Below are 19220 nucleotides of genomic sequence, written 5' to 3'. Positions count from 1 at the left end.
AGGGCGATGGCCGGGGCGGTGTTCAGGCGCCGACGACGCGCGAACGGATGAGGAAACGCACTCCTTCGGGTGCTTCCAGCGAGAAGCCGCTGCCGCGGCCGGGCACCACGTCGACGATCAGCCGGGTGTGGCTCCACACCTCGTACTGGCTGCGCGACATCCAGAACGTCACCGGCCGCGACACGCCCTCGACGTCCAGTTCCGCGAGCAGCACGTCCGAGCCGCCGGTGCGGAACTCGCCCACCGGGTAGCACATGGGGGCGCTGCCGTCGCAGCAGCCGCCCGACTGATGGAACATCAGGGGCCCGTGCGCCTCGCTGAGCCGCCGCACCAGCTCGGCCGCCGCGGGGGTGAGCGTCACGCGCGGGGTCTGCTCGTCCATCGTCGCCGTCCTTCGCCGCACCGGAAGAAACCGGGTCCAGGCAATCGGACGGAAGGTTGCGAAGAGGTTGCACGGCACGCAGGAGGCGCGGCGGCCGCGAGCGCCTCGGCGCGGACGGCACCGGTCCGCCCGGCGGTCAGGGCCCCGGTGGAACGGGTTCCGGCGGGACCGAGGGTCGGCGACCGGCCGCCGTCAGCCCTGCCGCTGCGGCAGCGCCTGTTCGGTCCAGACGGTCTTGCCGCCGGTGGTGTACCGGGTGCCCCACGCCTGGGCCAGCTGGGCTGCGATGAACAGGCCGCGCCCGCCCTCGTCGACCGTCCGGGCATGGCGCAGATGCGGCGCCGCCGTCCCCGTGTCCCGCACCTCGCAGGTCAGGTTGCGGTCGTGGATCAGGCGCAGCTCGATGGGCGGTGCCCCGTAACGCACCGCGTTGGTGACGAGTTCGCTGACGATGACCTGCGCGTTGAACGCCGTCTCGTCGTCCACGTCCCAGGCGGCGAGCTGCTTGCGGGTGCGGCTCCTGGCGGTCGCCACCGCCGCCGCTTCGGACTCCAGCCGCCAGGAGGCGAACTCCTCGGCGGCGAAGGACCGGGTGCGCGCGACGATCACCGCGGCGTCGCCCGCGCCCAGGCTGTCCGGGAGCTCGTACACCAGGGCGTCGCAGAGCTCCTGCAGCGGCCGGTCGCCGTAGTCCGGTGCCGCCCGCAAGGGCTGCGAGAAGTCCGCGAGATACGTCGTGAGCAGCGGATCACTGGTGAACACCAGCACGCTGCCCTCCGGCACCTGGAACGTGACGGCCGCGAAGGGGGCGTCCTCGGCGGTGCCCAGACGCGGCCCGGACGGGGTGTCGGGGACGGCGACGATCCGGTCGGGGCGGACCACCAGGGGCGCCAGACGCCCGGCCGCCGCCATCACGCACGTGCCGGTGAGCGGGTCGTGTACGGCGTACACGCAGTCGGCACTGAGCACCTCGCGGCGCAGCGGGTCCCCGAGGGGCAGGTTCGCCCGCTCCGCCGCCAGTTCGGCGGCCGTGTCGTGCAGGCGGGCGAGGAGCTCGTCGGGAGCGAGGTCGAACGCCGCCAGCGACCGTACGACGGTCCGCAGCTGGCCCATGGTCGCGGCCGTGTTCAGGCCCTGCCCCGACACGTTGCCGACGACCAGCGCGGTCCGCGCGCTGGACAGCGCGATGGTGTCGTACCAGGCCCCGGGGTCGGCGCCGGTGACCGAGAGGTAGGCGGTCTCCAGCGACGCGTGGGTCTCGGGGAGCCGGGGCAGCAACTGACGCTGCACGGTGGCGGCGATGGCGTGCTCGCGGACGAAGCGGCGCGCGTTGTCGATGCACAGGGTCGTGTGCGCGGCCAGCTCGACCGCGAGCTGCCGGTCGCCCTCGTCGAACGGCGGCGACTGCCCCACGCGGTACAGGCTGACCAGGCCCAGCGCCGCGTCCCGCAGGGCCATCGGCACCACCAGGAGCGTGTGCGCCTCCGACGAGCGCATCGCCTCCGCCCGGGGCACGTCCACGGGCATCCACGGCTCGGACGGGCACAGCGAAACCACGCGCGGGCGCAGGTCGGTCAGGGCCTGGGTGAAGGGCGTGGGGGAGGGCAGGCGGCGCACGTCGCCCACCGGATGCGCCCGCGGCGGATGCGGGTCGCTGCTCCGGAAGGCGGTGCGCATCAGGGGCGTGCCCGGCGGCAGCGGGGCCAGCGGCGGGTCGTCGCCGCGGATCACGGCGTCCACCACCTCCACCACCGCGATGTCGGCGAACGCGGGTACCACGGCGCCGACGAGCTCCTCACCCGTCACCACCGGGTCCAGCGTCCGGCCCACGCGCCGGCGCACCGCGTCGAGGACCCGGACACGGGCACGGCCCCGCTCCCGTTCGGTGACGTCGATCGCGGTGACCGCCAGCCCCAGCACCTCACCCTGTGGACTGTCCAGACGCAGCGCGGTCAGCTCGAAGTGGTGCTCCTGCCACGGGTCCCCGCGCAGGAACGCCCGGACGATGCGCTCCCGCAGGGGAACACCCGTGTCCAGCACCTCGCGCAGCAGGACCTCCATCTCGCCGGCCTCGGCGATGTCGTACACGTCCTCGACCGGCCGCCCGACCAGATCGGCCGTGGGTATGCCCCGCATGGCGGGCGTGGCGGTGTTCACCCGCACCACCCGCAGCTCGGTGTCCAGCAGGTGGAGGCCGATCGGTGAGCTGGTGAACAGGGCCTCCAGCATCGCGGCCTGTGTCTCGTCCCGCTGCCGACCAGGGTCGGTGTGCGCCACTGGAACCACCTCCGGGCTCTGTCGGGCGCCTGTCCCGGCACACCGCTGCCCCCGCGCGCCGGGGCGTGCGCTTCCAGCCTGCTCCGCGGCCGGGGCCGCCGCACCCCGGATCACCTGTGCCGGGTGAGGCCCGGCGGCGGTCCGGGGGCGGACCATCTGCGGAGAAGGTCGCGGGAGACGGTCGTGAGAAAGGTGCCGTCCGTCCGGCACCCGGGCACGTGTGGAGAGCAGCTCATGCGCTACGAGATCCGCGTCGCCGGGCACATCTCGGAGACGCTGGCCGAAGCCTTTCCCGAGCTGGAGCATGTGGTGATGAGCGGCCAGACCGTCCTCTTCGGCGCCGTGGTGGACGACGCCCACCTCTATGGGCTGCTGGCGCGGTGCCGGTCGCTGGGGCTGCGGCTGCTGGAGATGCGCAGGCTGCCGGAATGGACGTCCTGATCCCTGTCGGCCGCGTGCCGGGCATGCTCACCCGTCCCGGGTGAGGCGCCCCCTTGTTGCCGTGCGCACGCTGAAGTCGGCACCGGGCCGCAGCCGGTCCGGGCCCCGGAACGGGAGGAGAGTCATGAACGCGCAGACCTACCTGGCGTACGACTATCCGCTGTTGAGCGCCTTCTGGACCATGCTGTGGTTCTTCCTGTGGATCATGTGGTTCATCGTGCTCTTCCGGGTCATCGGCGACATCTTCCGCGACGACTCCCTGAGCGGATGGGGCAAGACCGGCTGGCTGGTCTTCGTGATCGTGCTGCCGTTCCTCGGTGTCCTCGTCTATCTGATCGCCCGCGGCAAGGACATGGGCCGCCGCGAGGTCGAGCAGGCCCGCGCGCAGCAGCAGGCCTTCGACACCTACGTCCGGGAGACCGCGGCCGGCGGCCGGAGCAGCAGCGTCGACGACCTCGCCCGGCTCTCCGAGATGCGCGCCCGCGGCGACATCACCGACGCGGAGTTCGCCCGGGCCAAGGACGTGATCCTCTCCGGCGGAGCCCCGGCGGGCCACGCCTCCTCCGCCACCTCCACGCCCGGCGCCTCCGTCCCCTCCGATCCCGACCGCTGACCCCACGGCGCGATCCCGCGGCCGGGGCGAGCCGATGCTCCGTCGCTCATCCGGGGCGAGCCGATGCTCCGCCGCTCACGCGCGCCGGCCGTGCGCGGACGTCCGGGAGTGGCCGTACCAGTCGTGCACGACCGCGCTGCCCACGAGAAGGTCCTGCACCGAGGCCCGGCGCCTGCTGGCCGGGATCCACAGCACCCCCCAGGGGATGACGAGCCACAGGACGGCGCGCGCCACGGCGGCACCCGGCGAGAGCCGCGCCCCCGAGCGGTTCGTCACCCGCAGTCCCATCACCTGGTCCCCGGCGGTGCGCCCGGCGGTCACCCAACTGCCCGCGAGGTAGGCGACGGCGGCGACGCCGCCGGCCCCGAGCGTGATCCAGGGTCCGGGGTCGGGCATCGAGAACGGCGGCCCGAGCAGCAGATAGCGCACCGAGGCGAAGGCGAGTTCGGCCACCACGACGGCCCCGAGCAGGACCAGCCCGTCGACGACGGCCGCCACACCACGCGAGACGATCCCGGCCGGCCGCCCCTGCACGTCCACCGGCTCATGCGCGCGGTCCACCGGGCTCACGGCGACGCTCCCGGCCCGGGCGGCCGTTCTCCGGGTCCCTCGGAGGGTGCCGCGGACGGCTCCGGGGACGGCCCGGGCGGCCCTGGGGACGATCCCCGGGAAGCCTCGTCGACCGGAGGTTCGGCCCCGGCCGTCTCGGCGCGGCCCAGCAGACGGTCGGTGAGCCGCTGGACGAACCGGTCGGCGCGCGCGTTCTGCTCGCGGAACCCGTCCAGCGTCTCCGCGGTGATGCTGCCGCCGGTGTCCCGGACGATCCGTCCCACGTCCAGCTCCTGGAGCACCCGCTCGGTGTAGGTCACCAGGTCGATGCGCGCCAGCACGGCGTCGAGATCGACCCGCGCCAGCAGGGCGTCCAGGTCCACGCGGGCGAGGAGCGCGTCGAGATCGAGGCGCGAGGCCACGGCGTCCAGGTCCACGCGCGCCAGCACCGCGTCGAGGTCGATCCGCTCGGCGAGACGGTCCACGTCCAGCCGGTCGGCCACGGCGTCCGGGTCGACGCGATCGACGACGGAGCCGACGTCGACACGGTTCAGGAGGGCGTCGACGTCCACGCGGTCGACCACGGTGTCGACGTCGACGCGGCCGAGCAGGGCGTCGAAATCGACGCGCGCGACCACCGCGTCGATGTCGACCCGGTCCAGGAGGGCGTCGAGGTTCACGCGGTCGGCCACGGTGTCGACGTCGACGCGGCCGAGCAGGGCGTCGAAATCGACGCGCGCGACCACCGCGTCGATGTCGACCCGGTCCAGGAGGGCGTCGAGGTTCACGCGGTCGAGGAGGGCGTCGATGTCGATGCGCTCCAGCAGGGCGTTCAGATCGATCCGCGCGGCGACGCGGTCCACGTCCAGCCGGTCGGCGACGGCGTCGAGGTCGATCTGGTCGACCACGGCCGCCGTGAGCGCCCGGACGAGCGCGCGCGCCGACGGCACCACGTCGTCCCGCGCCCGCGCCCGCTCCACCGCCCCGCGTGTGCCCCACTCCGCGATCCGCCGGTCGACCGCGCCGCGCACTCCCGCCGGCACCAGCCGCCGGGTGGCGGCCCCCGCCCAGTGCCCGGCCCGGCCGGCCGTCTCCACGACGACGGACAGGGACCGGCGTTGCAGCTCCATCGCGAGTGCCAGCACGGCGTCACCGAGTGGCGCCGTCGCGGCCGGTGCGCGCGACCGTGGGGGCCGTGCGGCGGCGACGGCTTCCGAGGCCAGGTCGGCCGCCCCTACGACCAGCCGTGTCACGCCCGTGAGCAGCGGCCGCCGGTGACCGTACTCGCCCGATCCACCCGGTGCCACCCGGCGGGGCGACTCGTCCGCGGTGCTGCTCACACAGCCATCACAGCACCCGGCGCCGAGGGCGACCTCACCCTGCGGGGGTGACCACGGCCCGGCCCCGGGCAGCCGGGCATTCGGCCGGTCGCGGGCCGGTCCCGCGCGAGCGGGCGGCCGTGAGCCGGACGGCGGTGAGCGGGCGGCGGTGAGCCACCGCGGGCATACGGTATGCTCGATCTTGAGCTGGTCGCCGGAACTCCCGGTTCTCGGCCGTGCGTTGGTGGTCCAAGGAAGGACGCCCCGCTTCCTGCGGGGAAATGCAGGTGCAAGGCCTGCCCGGCGCTCCACCCCGTGGACCCCGTCCCGCTTCGTGCGGGACGGGGTCCACGCTTTTCTGCCTGCCTGCCTGCCTGCCTGCCTGCCTGCCGGCGCCCGGCCGCCGGACCAGCGCTGGACCGCCCGCCCGGACGAGGTCACCCGCCGGATGCGCGCAGTCCTGCGAGGGTCAGGTCCACGGCCTGCTCGGCCCATTCCCGGCGACCGCCGCGACCGGCCATGTAGTCGGCGTAGAACGGGCCGAGCAGCGCGGAGACGGCCGCTTCCAGATCGGCGTCCTGCCGGATCTCCCCCCGGGTCCGCGCCTGTTCGAGCACCTGGCGCAACAGGGCCCGGCGGGGCAGGACGGTCCGCTCGCGGAGCAGGGCGAGCAGCTCCGGGGTGTGGGCCTCCTCGGCCAGGCAGGTTCCGATCAGCGCCATGCCGCGCACCCGCTCCACCGTCCCCGCGAAGTCGCGCAGGATCGCCACCAGGTCCGTGCGCGTGTCCCCGGTGGCCGGCGGGGCCTCCGTCATCCGCATGGCCTCCAGCGCCGCGGTGACCAGGTCCGCCTTGGTCTTCCAGCGCAGATGGATGGTGGACTTGCTGACCTGCGCCGCCGCGGCGACCTGGCTCAGGCTCATGCGGGTGTATCCGTGGGACGCCAGCAGTTCCAGGGCCGCACGCAGGATCGCCGCGTCCTTCTCCGCCGACCGCGGGCGTCCGGCGCCCTTGGCGGTGTTCGTGTCGTGCATCGCTTCAGAATAGGGCGTTACCGCACCGAGCGGTTCGGTCCGGGTTCCGCGGCAGCCTTCGAGGACCGGCCCGTGACCACCGGACGCCCGGCCCCACGACGTTCCCGGCGCCGGAACGGACCGCTCACGGAGCCAGGAGCTCGCGGTAGCGCTTGGCGTGCAGGGCGAGATCCTCGTCGGAGACGGTGTGGGCGCCGAACAGCACCAGCGGCTCGGCCGGACGCATGCCGGTGAGGTGTGCGGTGGCGTCGATCGGCGCGAGCAGTTCGGTGAAGGTGAAGCGGTTGTAGCCGCCGGCGCCGTAGGACTCGGCGGGGCCGCCGGCGGAGGTGACCAGCCGCAGGGTCTTGCCGTGCAGCGCGGTGCCGCCGCTGCCGTAGGCGAAGCCGTGGGTGAGCACCTGGTCGATCCAGGACTTGAGCACGCCCGGCACGGAGTACCAGTGCCAGGGGAACTGCCAGACGATCACGTCGTGGTCGCGCAGCAGTCGCTGCTCGTGCGCGATGTCGATGCGGCCGTCGGGGTAGGCGGCGGCGATGTCGTGCACGGTGACGTGGTCGAGGTCGCGTATCGCGTCGGCGAGGCGGGCGGTGACGCGGGACGCGGCCAGGTCGGGGTGGGCGACGACGACCAGCGTGCGCGGGGCGGGCATGGTGGGGCGGTTCCTTCGGTCGGGGGGATCGGAGAGGGGGGGCGGCGAGCCCGTCGCCGTGCGCGAGCGGGCGCGGGCTCGTGTTCCGCGAACGTCGCGAACTCCGCGAACGGCTCAGGCGCCGGGGCGGGCGCCCGCGATGTGGAAGTTGAAGTCGGCGTGGCCCACGGCTCCCCACAGGCGCAGCCAGATCGGCAGCAGCATCTCGGTGCCGCGCGCGGTGGTGATGTCGCCGAGGTCGATGACGTCCTGCCGGGGCCAGCCGAACGACTCCAGCAGGTCGGTGACGGCCTTCTTGGCGCCGGTGTCGTCGCCGGAGACGAAGACGTTGTGCTGTCCGGCCACCCGGGACGGGTCCACCATGACCTGGGCGTTCATGGTGTTGAGGGTCTTGACGACCTGGGTCTCGGGGAAGGCGCGCTGGATCTGCTCGCCGAGGCTGTCGGTGTTGACCGGGCTCAGCGACGGCGGCATCCCCTGGGAGAAGTCCAGCGGGTTGGCGATGTCGACGAGGATCTTGCCGGACAGGTGGTCACGGCCGACGGCCTCGAGGGCCTGGAGCGAGGCGGCACCGGCGGTGGTGTTCACCACCGTCTCGCCGAAGGCGCCCGCGTCCGCGAAGGACAGCAGGCGCACCTCGCCGTGCTCGGCCAGCCAGTGGGCGAACGGCGGGTTGCCGTAGGCGTCGGGCTCGGTGCGGGCCAGGGTGGCCTCCGGGTCGCGGGTGCCGACGGCGACCTCGTGGCCCAGGGAGGCGAGCTTGCCGGCGATGGCCTGGCCGACGGAGCCGGTGCCGAGGACTGCGTAGCGCATGGGGTGGTCCTTTCCGGGTGTCGGTGCCGACAGGTGTTCCGTGTTCGGCACGTCCCTAAAACTAAACCGAGCGGTTCGGTATTGCAAGCGGGTAGGGTGGAGCCATGCGGAAGACGAAGACGGGGGACTGCCCGAGCGCGGCGGGCCGGCCGCGGTGCCCGGACAAGCGGGCCGCGATCCTGGCGGCCGCGCTCACCCTGCTCACCGATCAGGGCTTCTCCCGGATGACCCTCGACCGGGTCGCCCGGACCGCCGGGGTGAGCAAGGCGACCATCCACCTGCGCTGGAAGGCGAAGGCCGACCTGGCCGCGGCCGCGCTGGCCGCCGCCCCGCTCCTCTGCTCCGCCCCGGCCCCGCCGCAGCAGCAGGGCACCCCGCGCCCGGCCGGAGACCCGCGGGCCGAACTCGCCACCCTCCTCGACGACTTCATCGACGCGCTCACCCGGCGCCGAGGCGCGGCGCTGATGGGTACCTGCCTGGCCGAGGAGGCCCACACCCCGCGCCTGCTGCACGCCCTGCGCGAGCAGGCGGTCCTTCCCCGCCGGGCGGCCCTCCGCGCGGTCCTGGACGAGGGCCGGGCCGGCGGCCGCGTACCCGCGGACGCCGATCCGGAGGCACTGGCCTCGGCCCTGCTCGGCGCGTGCTACGCCGACCACCTAGCGGGCCGCGCGTCCGCCCCCGGCGACGGTCGGCGCATCGTGGACACCGTGCTCGGGCCGGGGCCGGGGCCGGGATCGGGGCCGGACCCGGGGCCGGACCCGGGGCCGGGATCGGGGCGGCGGCCAGGACCCGGCCGAACGTGACAGCGAGGCCCGGTGGTTGTCTCCCCGCGTGATGTGGGGGAGGCAACCACCGACCCCTCTGGCCCTCCCTTGCGCGACCTGGGTACGACTACTTCAGGTACGGCCCGTCGGTGCCGATCTTGCCCGGGGCGGCGTTCACCCCGCCCTGGTCGAGGACGTAGACGCGGAGGTTGCCCTTGCCGGAGGCGGGGACGTCGAGGGTGCCGTCGGTGACGGTGACGCTGCGGCCGGTGACCGCCTCCTTGTACGTTCCGTTGAGGATGCCGGTGAAGGTGGCGCCGTTGCCGACCGAGACCAGGGCGTAGCTGTCGACGCCGGTGGCGGTGTCGGTGTAGCGGCGTTTGAAGGCCATGTCCCCGCTGACGCCCTCGGTGGAGTACTGGCCCATCTGCAGGGCGGGGACGGCGCGGCGGATCTGGTTGAGCCGCTGGACGTGCCTGACCAGCGGCTGTTGCAGGGTGGTGGCCACGGCCCCGGACGCGCTGGAGACCTGGGAGAAGTCGCTCGCCGTGACCTCGCCCGCGACCTCGTCGCCGTAGTACGCGCGGCCGGTGGAGGCCAGCGGGCAGGTGGGTCCGCAGTCGATCTGCTTGCCGGCCTGGAACTCGGTCTCCGATCCGTAGTAGAGGGCGGGGACGCCCCGGAAGGTCCACATCAGGGACATGTTCTCGGCCCAGGCGTCGGTGCCTCCGGCGTAGCGCGTGCTCGACTTGTTGGGGCCGTAGTCATGGCTGTCGACGTAGACGACGTTGTAGGTGGCGTCGTTGGTGGCGTCGTCGGAGTCCTTGCCGTTGCCGAAGGCGTTGGACGCGGAGGTGAAGTTGTTGTGCATCCGCATGTCGATGATGTTCATGCCGCTGAACCGGCTGTGGTCCGGCGTGTGGTAGCTGTTGCCGTTGAGGAAGGCGTTGTCCGACGTGGGCTGGCCGGCCGGGCCGAGGTTCTCCTCGTAGGTGTACTGGTCGAGGGCGGCCTGGACGTCGTCGGAGGTGTACTCCTTGCGCTCCTTCCATGTGTAGAACTGGGCGGAGTGGTTGACCGAGCCGTGGTTCCACTTGTCGTTGACGAAGGCCGCGACCTCGCCGAAGACGAAGAAGTCCTTCGCCTTGTCCGGGCCGAACCTACGGGTGACTTCGTCGTGGATCGCGGGCAGGAAGCGGCGGTTCCAGGTGATGCGCGGGACGTGTACGGCGGTGTCGACGCGGAAGCCGTCCACGCCCATGTCGATGTACTTGTCGTAGGCGCCGATCAGATACTGCTGGACGGTGGCGTTCTCGGTGTTGAAGTCGGCCAGGTCCTCGTGGATCCAGCACGACCGGGAGTCCTCGCCCTCCCAGTTGCCGAGCCAGCACTGGTGGTAGAGCGCGGCGGGGAAGAGCTTGTTCGTGGGTGACGGCCACTGGCAGTTGTACAGGGTGTAGCCCTCGGCGCTGGACTGGCCCGTGGGCTTGCCCCAGTCGAGGCAGGTGTTGCCGCTGGGCTCGGCGGTGGACCACAGGTCGCCGTTGTAGTACGACTTGCCCGACACGGGCTCGACGGTGAGGCCGTCGTAGGCGAAGTCCGCGTTCGGCTGGTCGTAGTACCAGGACCACTGGGAGTCGCGCACGCCGTAGACCTTGGGGACGAACAGGCCCTTGGCGCCCCACCGGGAGGAGTGGTTGTAGACCACGTCCTGGTAGATCTTCATCCCCTTGGCGTGGACGGCGTCGATCAGGTCCTGGTAGGAGGCGCCGGCCGACTCCAGGCGGGGGTCGACGCGGTAGAAGTCCCAGCCGTGGTAGCCGTGGTAGTCGTAGTCCGAGCGGTTGAGGACGACGGGGGTGATCCACACGGCGGAGAAGCCGAGGGCCTTGATGTAGTCGAGCTTCTCGATCAGGCCCTTGAAGTCGCCGCGGAACATGGGATCGCCGTTGGCCGCGTTGCCGGACTTCACGTGCTGGCTGCCGCCGCGGTCGTTGGAGGTGTCGCCGTCGTAGAAGCGTGCCGTCAGCACGAAGTAGATCGGGTCCTTGCGCGGGTCGCCGCCGAGCGGGGCGCCGGAGGCCGCGGGCGGCGGGGCGTCCCCGGTGGTGGCGCACTCGGAGGTGCTCGCGGGGGAGAGGTTGCCGGCCGCGTCAAGTGCCTTCACGGTCCAGCAGTAGTCGGCGTGTGCCTCCAGGCCGCTCTCGGACTGGACGGTGGAGGAGGTGGTGGACACCGAGGTGCCGTGGCTGCCGCCGGTGCGGGTGACCCGGTAGCCGGTGACGCCGACGTCGTCGCCGGCGGCGTTCCAGGTCAGCACCACGGAGGTGCCGGTGACGCTCGCGCTCACGCCGGTGGGCGTGGTGGGCGCGGTGGTGTCGGGTTCGGCGGCGGCGCAGGGGTCGGTCGCGTCGGCCGTGACGGTGTGGTTGTCGACCCTCGAATTGCCCTGCCGGAGCTGGTAGTTGGCGCCATTGTTGTTGTCCCAGACACCGTTGCCGTTGTTGAAGGTCGCCTGCCAGGCGGTGGCGGAGCCGAGGTCGACGGTCCTCTTCACCCAGCCGGTGCACGCCGGCTCCATGCCGCCGCCGGGGACGGTGGTCCAACTGCCGCCCGCGGGCGCCCAGTGCAGATTGACGGTGGGCCAGCCGACGGCTGCCGTCGAGTACCACACCGTCGCCGCGTTCCCGGCCGGGGGCGGCGTCGAGCCGCACGGGTCGCTGTGGGCCACGATTCCGTCTTTGACGGTGATCGCCCCGGTGCCGAGCGGGTAGTTGGCGCCGTTGTTGTTGTCCCAGACGCCGGTGCCGTCGTTGAAGGTCGCCTGCCAGCTGGTGGCGGTGCCGAGGTCGACGGTCAGCTTGACCCAGTCGGTGCAGGCGGAGGCCATCCGGGTGCCGGGGACGGTGGTCCAGGCGCCGCCGGAGGGCGCCCAGTGCAGGTAGTACGCCGACCAGGCCCGGGTCGGCGTGTAGTAGTACACCGTGGCGGAGTTCGCGGCGCTCGCCCCGTTCACCGCGGTGGGGTGCGCGGGGGCGCTCGGTGACGCGTGGGCCTGGGCGCCGGGCAGCAGGGTCATGAGCAGGCCGCACAGGGCGGCGACGAGGACCGGCAGTGGCCGGGAGCGGGGCCGTCTGCCGGACGGGTGGGCGAGGTCCATGGTGGGGGGCTCCTCGTGTGCGGGGCCGCGGTGGGGTCGCGGCCTTGGCGGGTGGGGTGGAGGTCGTGGTCCGGCCGCTACTTGGCGATCAGGACCAGGACGGCGCGGCCGTGCAGCCGGTAGACGGTGCCGGAGCCGCCCAGCAGGGGCTCGCTGCCGGGCCGGGCGACCTGGTCGGCGCCCTCGGCCCAGGTGGAGGTGTCGGTGACGCGGTACCAGGACTTGCCCCCGCCGGGGGACGGGAGCGTGAAGTCGACGTCGCCGGACCAGCCGTTGTAGGCGACGTAGATCGCGCTGCTCGGGTCGCCGAGTTCGGTGCCGTCGTAGCGCCAGGCCAGGGCGTGGTTGGCGGAGTCGCCCCAGTAGGTGCCGTCGGGTGCGCTGCCGGCCGGGGTGAACCAGTCCAGCTCGCCCATGCCGTTGCCGTTGCCGTCGGCCGCGCTGTAGAAGTCCACCGGGCGCAGGGCGGTATGGGCCTCGCGGAAGGCGATCATGCGCTCGGCGTACGTGCGGAAGGTGCTCTGGTCGGCGGTGTACGACGTGGCGAGCCAGTTGGCCGAGGAGTCCAGGTTGTAGGGGTTGTTGTTGCAGCGGATCGAGCGCAGGTACTCGTCGCCGCCGGTCGTCATCGGCGTACCCGCCGACAGCATCAGGAAGGCGAAGCCGTTGCGGGCGGCCTTGCGCTGGTCGGCCGCGACGCCCCCCTGGTCCCAGGACAGGTTGTAGTCGGAGCCGCCGTCGGACGGGCCGTAGGGCCAGGCCTGGTTGTTGCTCTTGCTGTTGCAGCGGTAGAGGTCGGCGAGGGTGAAACCGTCGTGCGCGACCATGAAGTTGACGGAGTTGAACGGCGCGCGGCCGTTCGGCTGGTAGAGGTCGGAGGAGCCGGCGAAGCGGGTGGCCAGGTCGCTGGGGGTGACGTTCTCCACGCCCATCGCGTTCTGGTCGCGGCGCATGGTGTCACGGAACTTGTCGTTCCATTCGGACCATCCGGCAGGGAAGTTGCCGACCTGGTAGGTGCCGCTGCCCAGCGCCCACGGCTCGGCGATCCAGTCGGTGCCGGAGCCGCCGCCCGCGGGACGCGCGGGCATCAGGGCGGTGATGCGGTTGAGTGCGGTGTCAGGGTCGGTGCGGCTGTACTGGAAGCAGCCGTGCTGGCAGGTGTTGCCGAGGACCGGCGCGAGGTCGAAGCGGAAGCCGTCGACGCCGAGGGTGTCCTTCCAGTACGCCAGCGAATCGGTGATCAGGGCCCGGGTGACGGGGTTGTAGGTGTTGACGTTGCCGCCGACGCCGGTGTTGTCCCACGGGCTCTGCATGTCGCTGGTCAGCGAGTAGTAGGTGGGGTTGTCCAGGCCGCGCAGCGAGAACAGGTTGTAGGTGTTCTTGTCGCTCGCGTTCCAGGGCCCGCCCTCGCCGGTGTGGTTGTAGACCACGTCGGTGAAGACCTTGATCCCTGAGTCGTGGAACGCCTTCACCATCTCCTTGAACTCGCGGGTGGGCCCTCCGGCGCTCCGGTCGGCGGCGTAGCGGCGGTCCGGCGCGAAGTAGTCGAGGGTGGAGTAGCCCCAGTAGTTGTCCCCGGCCGTGCCGGCCGGGTCCACGTCGTTGGCGTCGTTCTGTGTCTCCTGCACGGGGAGGAACTCCACCGCGGTGACCCCGAGGGAGGCGAGGTCGGCGGCCTTCAGGGCGGCGCCCTTGTAGGTGCCCCGGTAGGCGCTGGGCACGGAGGGGTCGTTCTCGGTGAGTCCGCGCACATGGACCTCGTAGACGACGTCGTCCTTGAGGGCGCGGGTCGGCTTGGTGCCGGTGCTCGTGGTGTCCGCGGCGAGCACGATGCCCTTGGGGGCCTGCGGGGCGTCGTCGACGGCGCGGTACTGGGGCCCGGTGCCGTAGACCGAGCCGTCGGTGGCGGCCGGGGTGACCGGGTCGTGGGTCAGCTCCCGGGCGTAGGGGTCGGTCAGCAGCTTGTTCGGGTCGAACCGGTTGCCGGCCGCGTCCACGTCCGCCACGAACCCCGTGGTGGAACCTTTCGTCCACGCCGGGTCGTAGGGCCAGTTGGGTCCCCAGGCGCGGTAGCCGTAGTAGACCGGGCCGGTGATGCCGTACTGCTGCTGGATCGTCGCCACCGGGACGGTGACCGACCAGACGGAGGTCGTGGCGTCCTTGGTGAGCTGCAGGGTGGCGGCCTCCTGGCTGCCGGTCGCCGCCCGGTACAGGTACAGCTCGATGCGGGTGGCACGGGAGGAGTGGATCCGGAACTCCACGTTCGTGCCGGACGCGTCGTAGTGGGCGCCGAGTGGACCGCCCGTGGCGGCGGCGGCCGGTGCGGCGAGACCGACGGAGGGCAGCGGTGCGACGAGGGCCGTGGTGACGGTGAGGACCGCGGTGGCGGTCCGCAGGCCGAAACGGCGTCTTATCCGCGTGCGGGCAGGGGAGGGCGAAGGCACGGCGGCTCCTGAAGGCAGGCAGGAAAGGCCCTCGGCGCCGGTCCCTGGACACCGATGGCGTGAAAGGAATTGCCGAATCTTGCCGCAAAGTAGTGCAACCTTGGAGCACCGTAAAGACCGCGCGCACGAACCGGTGAGCCCAACAAGCTCTGCGTGAGCGGGGCTTGGGGTGCGCGGGGCCGGCGACGGGGTCCCCCCGGCGAAAGCCCCGGTCGTCCAGCGCGAGGAGGGCGGCGCGCCGCGCCACCCGTCATCGCCCCCTGATTGCCTACGTCCCGCAGGAACCCGTCATGTTCCACCGCAGCCTGCGGGACAACATCGCCTTCGCCCGGCCCTGCGCCACCGACGACGAAATCCACGCGGCGGCCGCGGCCGCGCCCGTCACGGAGTTCGCCGCCCAACTCCCCGACGGCTTCGCCACCCTGGTGGGGGAGCGGGGAGTGAAACTCTCGGGCGGCCGGCGCCAACGCGTCGCCCGTCGCCGGCATGGACGCTCTCGTCGTCCTCGACCGCGGAAGCGTCGTCGAGCAGGGCACCCACGAGGAGTTGCTCGCGGCGAACGGTGCCTACGCCAAGCTGTGGCAGCACCAGTCGGGCGGATTCCTCGGCGAGAGCGCCGAGTCGGCTCCCGGATGCCCGGTCCCAGGAGCCGGTTCCAGCGACCTGCCCGAGCCGGCCGACCCGCCGCCGGCGGGGGACCGCAGTACACCGTCGCACGCTCGTACGAGTACTTGGTTGAGCCGGTGGGCGCAAACCGGAGAAGAAGTTCTGCACGCCGGAGAGAGAGGGCGGGGTGAGGGCCCGGTCAGCCGAGACTGAGAAGGCCGGCTTCGAGGACGGCGCGGCCGAAGGGGCTCGCGAGTTCGGCGAGACGTTGACAGTCGGCATCACCCAGGGCGGCGTACGCGGGAAGGGTCAGGCGGTCGGTGCGGTCCTCGATGTGCTGCCGCAGGAGTACGCCTTCCTCGCTGAGGGAGTCGCCGTCGAGGAGACCTCGCTCGCGCAGGCGCTCCTGGGCGCCGGTCCACTCCTCCTCGGGCCAAGCACGGCTCGACTTGAGGAAGGCGACGGGAGTTTCACCCGTCGCGGCGTGCAGAATCAGGGCCTCCAACCCTCCGACCCCTTCGCTCAGCAGGCACGCCACATGGCCGTCGCCACGGAACTCCCGGAGCAGCGTCTGGGCGTGCCACAGTTGCAGTATCGGCTCCTCCGGCCAAGGCAGCGCGGCATGCGCGGCGAACAGCGGGCGGCCCTCAGCGTGTTCGCACGCAGCCTCGGCGGCCCGGCGGGTCAGGGCCCGCACCTCGTCCAGGCCGGGCAGTTCGTGGATTCCCGCCCGCCGCAGGGCTTCGCCCGCCGCGGCGTACCGCGCGTCCAGCACCTGCTGAGGCGTTGTCGCGTCCCAGGCCCCGTCGACCGCCTGCCGTACGACATCGGGGTTGAAGTTGTAGAACGTCGAGATGACCAGTTCGGCGGATGCTCGGCCGAACGCGGCGCTCCTGGAGGTGAAGTACCCGGCGCGTCCGCTCAGTCCGAGGTCCGCGTACCGCCGCCTTGCCTCGGGAACGAAGTAGATCATGGCGTGGACGGGCTCGAGACGGCGCCAGGCCGTGCGTGCAGTCTGCATCGGGTCACCTTTTCGGAGAGTCGAGGAACGGGACATTCGCTGCGGATTCAGTACTCGCCGTGCGCTTGCAGGTGTTCGAGCAGCAGGCGGCTCAGGGTTTCGGGCGCCTCCTCGGGGATCCAGTGGCTGATTCCCTGGAGGGTCTCGAACCGGTACGGCCCGTTGACCCATCGCTCGGTCTCCTGTGCGGCCGCCCAGCCGAACGCGCTGTCCTCCGTGCTCCAGACGTACAGGGTGGGTACGTCGACGGCGCCGATCGCGCCGTCGGGGCGGCCGGCCCGGTACCAGTTCAGCGCGGCGGTGAGAGCCCCCGGCCGGGACAGGTGTGACACGTAGGCGTCGGCATGGTCCTGCGGGACCCTGCCGGCGTAGAAATCGCGAAGCTCCTGGGCATCGTGGGCGAGCATGCGCTCCTCGGTAGCGGGCGTGTCGCGCCAGTCGATCATGTAGTGGGAGCGTTTGCGCTGATCCTGGTCGGTGCGCAGGGTGGTGGCCAGAGCGCCGGGGTGCGGGGTCGAGACAACCGTCAGGGTGCGCACCCGGCCGGGGTGGGCGTGGGCGGTCCACCAGGCCACCGCGCCTCCCCAGTCATGGCCGACCAGGTCGAACGCCGCCCAGCCCAGTTCCTCGCTGATCGCTGTCACGTCGTCGACGAGATGGCCGATGCGATAGTCACCGGGCCGTTGGGGGCGGGCGCCGGGGGAGTACCCACGCTGGTCGGGGGCCGCCACCCGGTAGCCGTGCGCGGCCAGCGCCTCGATCTGCCGCTGCCACACCAGCCCCGTCTGCGGGAAGCCGTGCAGTAGCAGCACCGGCCGGCCCTCGGGCGGACCCGCCACGATCGCGTCGAACACGCCCGCAGCTGTGGAGATGCTCAACTGAGTCACGACCCACCTTCTCATACCGACTGGTCGGTACATTCCAGGGAAGGGGGCGGGCTGTCAAGGCCCGCCGCTGGTTGAACTTGACGCCGAATTCAAATATACCGGTCCGGAAGGCCGGCCCATGTCACCACCCCTGGAGCCACGACATGTCATCGGTCATCTGAGGAGACGGCCGATGAGCCCTGTGTGCACCGCAGTTGGCGTGCGGCACCGCCTGCCGGCGAGCGAGCCCGGCTGACGGAGCCCGGAGTGCAGGCCCCGAAGCCCCCGGATCAACCGGACCAACAGAAAACAGCGAGGCGACATGAGGGAAGCAGTCATTGTTTCGACGGCACGGACGCCGATCGGGAAGGCCTACCGCGGCGCGTTCAACGACACCCAGGCGCAGGAACTTGCCGCCCATGCTCTCTCGCACGCGGTGCAGCGCGCCGGGCTCGAGGGAGGTGAGGTCGAGGACGTGATCTTCGGCTGCGCCGTGCAGCAGGGGTCCTCGGGTTTCAATGTCGCGCGTCAGGCCGCTCTGCGTGCCGGACTTCCGGACATCGTGCCGGGGATGACGATCGACCGGCAGTGCTCGTCGGGCCTGATGGCCATCGCGACGGCCGCCAAGCAGATAGTCGCGGACGGAATGCAGGTCGCTGTCGGCGGCGGTGTCGAGTCGATCTCCCTGGTGCAGAACGACCACATGAACACCCATCGCATGACGGATCCCTGGCTGGTCGAGCATGCGCCGGACATCTACATGCCCATGCTGCACACGGCGGAGATCGTCGCCGAACGCTACGGCGTGAGCCGGGAACGCCAGGACGCGTTCGCGCTGGAGTCACAGCAGCGCACCGCGGCGGCGCAGGAGGCCGGTCGGTTCGATCAGGAGATCGTCGCGCTCGACAGCGTGAAGAAGATCCTGGACAAGAAGTCCGGGGAGGTTCGGGACGAGGCCGTGACCCTGACCCGTGACGAGGGCAACCGCGCGTCGACGACGCTCGAGGGCCTGGCGGGGTTGGCGCCGGTGCTGCCGGACGGTCGGGTGAGTGCGCATTCCCGTGTCACGGCCGGCAACTCCTCGCAGTTGTCGGACGGGGCCTCGGCGTCGGTGCTGATGGAGTCGAGGGAGGCCGAGCGTCGAGAACTCGAACCGTTGGGTGTCTACCGGGGTATGGCCGTCGCCGGTTGCGGGCCGGACGAGATGGGCATCGGACCGGTGTTCGCCATTCCGAAGCTGCTGAAGCAGCACAACCTCACCATCGACGACATCGGCCTGTGGGAGCTCAACGAGGCCTTCGCCTCCCAGGCGCTGTACTGCCGGGACGAACTGCGCATCGATCCGGACCGGTTCAACGTCAACGGCGGTGCCATCTCGGTCGGTCATCCGTACGGAATGACCGGTGCCCGGCTGGTGGGGCATGCCCTCATCGAGGGCAAACGCCGAGGCGTCCGGTATGTGGTGATTTCGATGTGCATCGGCGGCGGAATGGGCGCGGCCGGGCTGTTCGAGGTCGCCTGAGGTGCCGAGCGTGACGGACAAGGCGCGGACCGCGGTCCTCGTGGACTTCGGCGGGGTCATCACCTCCAGTGTGCTGCGGGCTTTCACCGGCTTCGGCGCCTCGCTCGGCGGCGACCCGCGCCTGCCACTGGACCTCCTCGGCCGGGACGAGGAATCACGCACCCTCCTGGCCGACCACGAGTGCGGCCGTATCGACGCCGAAGCCTTCGAGCGAGGATTCGCCGAACGGCTCCGTGCCCATGGTGCCGACGTGGCGGCCGAGGGGCTCACGGCCCGCATGCAGGCGGGAATGTCGATCGACCAGGACATGCTGGCGCTGCTCGGTGACCTCCGAGCCGCCGGCCGTCCCGTTGCGCTCGTCTCCAATTCGTTCGGTACCGGCACCTACGACGGTGTCGAACTCGACGCCGTAGCCGATGTGATCGTCATCTCCGGTGAGGCCGGGATTCGCAAGCCCTCCCGGCGGATCTACGCGATCGCATGCGAACGTCTCGGTATCGATCCCGAGGAGGCAGTCATGATCGACGATCTGCAGCAGAACCTCGACGGAGCGGCACGGATCGGAATCGAGGGCGTACTGCACACCAGCGCCGCCGACACCCGCCGCCAACTCGCCGAACGCTTCCGGATCACCACCTGACGATCCGGCGACCGGGCGCAGTGATGTCGGTCATCCGGCCACACCGTCCGGGAACTTGATATCGAAACCGGGCCACGTCAAGCCGTCGGTGAGGGTGCGATCCGCACCCTCACCCGC

At 71.7% G+C, this 19220-nt stretch carries 16 protein-coding genes and 1 pseudogene; 6 read left to right on the top strand and 11 right to left on the bottom strand.

Annotation, left to right across the window (positions count from 1 at the left end; translation table 11 throughout):
• Positions 1–22: 22 nt before the first annotated feature.
• Together ACF1A5_RS15430 and ACF1A5_RS15425 are read right to left on the bottom strand one after the other, a co-directional pair.
• Positions 23–382, bottom strand: a complete 360-nt coding sequence (locus tag ACF1A5_RS15430) for a DUF779 domain-containing protein (RefSeq protein ID WP_392193346.1) — start codon at positions 380–382, stop codon at positions 23–25.
• Positions 383–574: 192 nt separating this feature from the next.
• Positions 575–2659: a SpoIIE family protein phosphatase gene (locus ACF1A5_RS15425; protein WP_392193345.1), complete on the bottom strand. Its 2085-nt coding sequence runs from the start codon at positions 2657–2659 to the stop codon at positions 575–577.
• A 234-nt stretch (positions 2660–2893) separates the two neighbouring features.
• Between ACF1A5_RS15425 and ACF1A5_RS15420 the strand changes: the two genes are divergently transcribed.
• Both ACF1A5_RS15420 and ACF1A5_RS15415 read left to right on the top strand, forming a co-directional pair.
• The gene (locus ACF1A5_RS15420; protein ID WP_392193344.1) at positions 2894–3100 is read left to right on the top strand and encodes a hypothetical protein; all 207 of its coding nucleotides are present in this window, start codon (positions 2894–2896) and stop codon (positions 3098–3100) included.
• A 124-nt stretch (positions 3101–3224) separates the two neighbouring features.
• Complete coding sequence (locus ACF1A5_RS15415; protein WP_392193343.1) at positions 3225–3713, top strand: SHOCT domain-containing protein; 489 nt, start codon at positions 3225–3227, stop codon at positions 3711–3713.
• A gap of 75 nt (positions 3714–3788) precedes the next feature.
• On the opposite strand, the gene ACF1A5_RS15410 is transcribed toward ACF1A5_RS15415, so the two are convergent.
• From ACF1A5_RS15410 to ACF1A5_RS15390, 5 genes are all read right to left on the bottom strand, one after another.
• Entirely contained in the window at positions 3789–4283 is a 495-nt protein-coding gene (locus ACF1A5_RS15410; RefSeq protein WP_392193342.1) for an RDD family protein, read from the bottom strand.
• The gene (locus ACF1A5_RS15405) at positions 4280–5602 is read right to left on the bottom strand and encodes a hypothetical protein (protein WP_392193341.1); all 1323 of its coding nucleotides are present in this window, start codon (positions 5600–5602) and stop codon (positions 4280–4282) included. The genes ACF1A5_RS15410 and ACF1A5_RS15405 overlap by 4 nt, the downstream gene beginning before the upstream one ends.
• A gap of 416 nt (positions 5603–6018) precedes the next feature.
• Entirely contained in the window at positions 6019–6615 is a 597-nt protein-coding gene (locus tag ACF1A5_RS15400) for a TetR/AcrR family transcriptional regulator (protein ID WP_392193340.1), read from the bottom strand.
• A gap of 124 nt (positions 6616–6739) precedes the next feature.
• On the bottom strand, positions 6740–7267 hold the full coding sequence (locus ACF1A5_RS15395) for an NAD(P)H-dependent oxidoreductase (protein WP_392193339.1): 528 nt from the start codon (positions 7265–7267) through the stop codon (positions 6740–6742).
• A gap of 114 nt (positions 7268–7381) precedes the next feature.
• Positions 7382–8080 (bottom strand): NADPH-dependent F420 reductase, encoded by a 699-nt coding sequence (locus ACF1A5_RS15390; RefSeq protein WP_392193338.1) that lies wholly within the window; start codon positions 8078–8080, stop codon positions 7382–7384.
• A gap of 104 nt (positions 8081–8184) precedes the next feature.
• On the opposite strand from ACF1A5_RS15390, the gene ACF1A5_RS15385 reads away from it, so the two are divergent.
• Positions 8185–8883, top strand: coding sequence for a TetR/AcrR family transcriptional regulator C-terminal ligand-binding domain-containing protein (locus tag ACF1A5_RS15385; RefSeq protein WP_392193337.1), 699 nt, complete (start codon positions 8185–8187; stop codon positions 8881–8883).
• Positions 8884–8971: 88 nt separating this feature from the next.
• Here ACF1A5_RS15385 and ACF1A5_RS15380 read toward each other — a convergent pair whose 3' ends face one another.
• Together ACF1A5_RS15380 and ACF1A5_RS15375 are read right to left on the bottom strand one after the other, a co-directional pair.
• Positions 8972–12004, bottom strand: a complete 3033-nt coding sequence (locus tag ACF1A5_RS15380; protein ID WP_392193336.1) for a carbohydrate binding domain-containing protein — start codon at positions 12002–12004, stop codon at positions 8972–8974.
• Between the two features lie 77 nt (positions 12005–12081).
• The gene (locus ACF1A5_RS15375; protein WP_392193335.1) at positions 12082–14448 is read right to left on the bottom strand and encodes a glycogen debranching protein; all 2367 of its coding nucleotides are present in this window, start codon (positions 14446–14448) and stop codon (positions 12082–12084) included.
• 254 nt (positions 14449–14702) lie between these two features.
• Between ACF1A5_RS15375 and ACF1A5_RS15370 the strand changes: the two are divergent.
• Positions 14703–15267, top strand: a pseudogene (locus tag ACF1A5_RS15370) (hypothetical protein); the annotation flags it as partial.
• On the opposite strand, the gene ACF1A5_RS15365 reads toward ACF1A5_RS15370, so the two are convergent.
• Positions 15254–16075 (bottom strand): hypothetical protein, encoded by an 822-nt coding sequence (locus ACF1A5_RS15365; protein WP_392193334.1) that lies wholly within the window; start codon positions 16073–16075, stop codon positions 15254–15256. The pseudogene ACF1A5_RS15370 and the gene ACF1A5_RS15365 overlap by 14 nt on opposite strands.
• A gap of 47 nt (positions 16076–16122) precedes the next feature.
• The gene (locus tag ACF1A5_RS15360; protein ID WP_392193333.1) at positions 16123–16962 is read right to left on the bottom strand and encodes an alpha/beta fold hydrolase; all 840 of its coding nucleotides are present in this window, start codon (positions 16960–16962) and stop codon (positions 16123–16125) included.
• A 301-nt stretch (positions 16963–17263) separates the two neighbouring features.
• On the opposite strand from ACF1A5_RS15360, the gene ACF1A5_RS15355 reads away from it, so the two are divergent.
• Both ACF1A5_RS15355 and ACF1A5_RS15350 read left to right on the top strand, forming a co-directional pair.
• Positions 17264–18463, top strand: a complete 1200-nt coding sequence (locus ACF1A5_RS15355) for an acetyl-CoA C-acyltransferase (RefSeq protein ID WP_392193332.1) — start codon at positions 17264–17266, stop codon at positions 18461–18463.
• 10 nt (positions 18464–18473) lie between these two features.
• Complete coding sequence (locus tag ACF1A5_RS15350) at positions 18474–19103, top strand: HAD family hydrolase (protein ID WP_392193331.1); 630 nt, start codon at positions 18474–18476, stop codon at positions 19101–19103.
• Positions 19104–19220 lie beyond the last annotated feature (117 nt).

This window comes from Streptomyces sp. NPDC014864 (assembly GCF_043081525.1).
Classification (GTDB): Bacteria; Actinomycetota; Actinomycetes; order Streptomycetales; family Streptomycetaceae; genus Streptomyces.
This window is presented reverse-complemented; position numbering and strand designations above follow the sequence as displayed.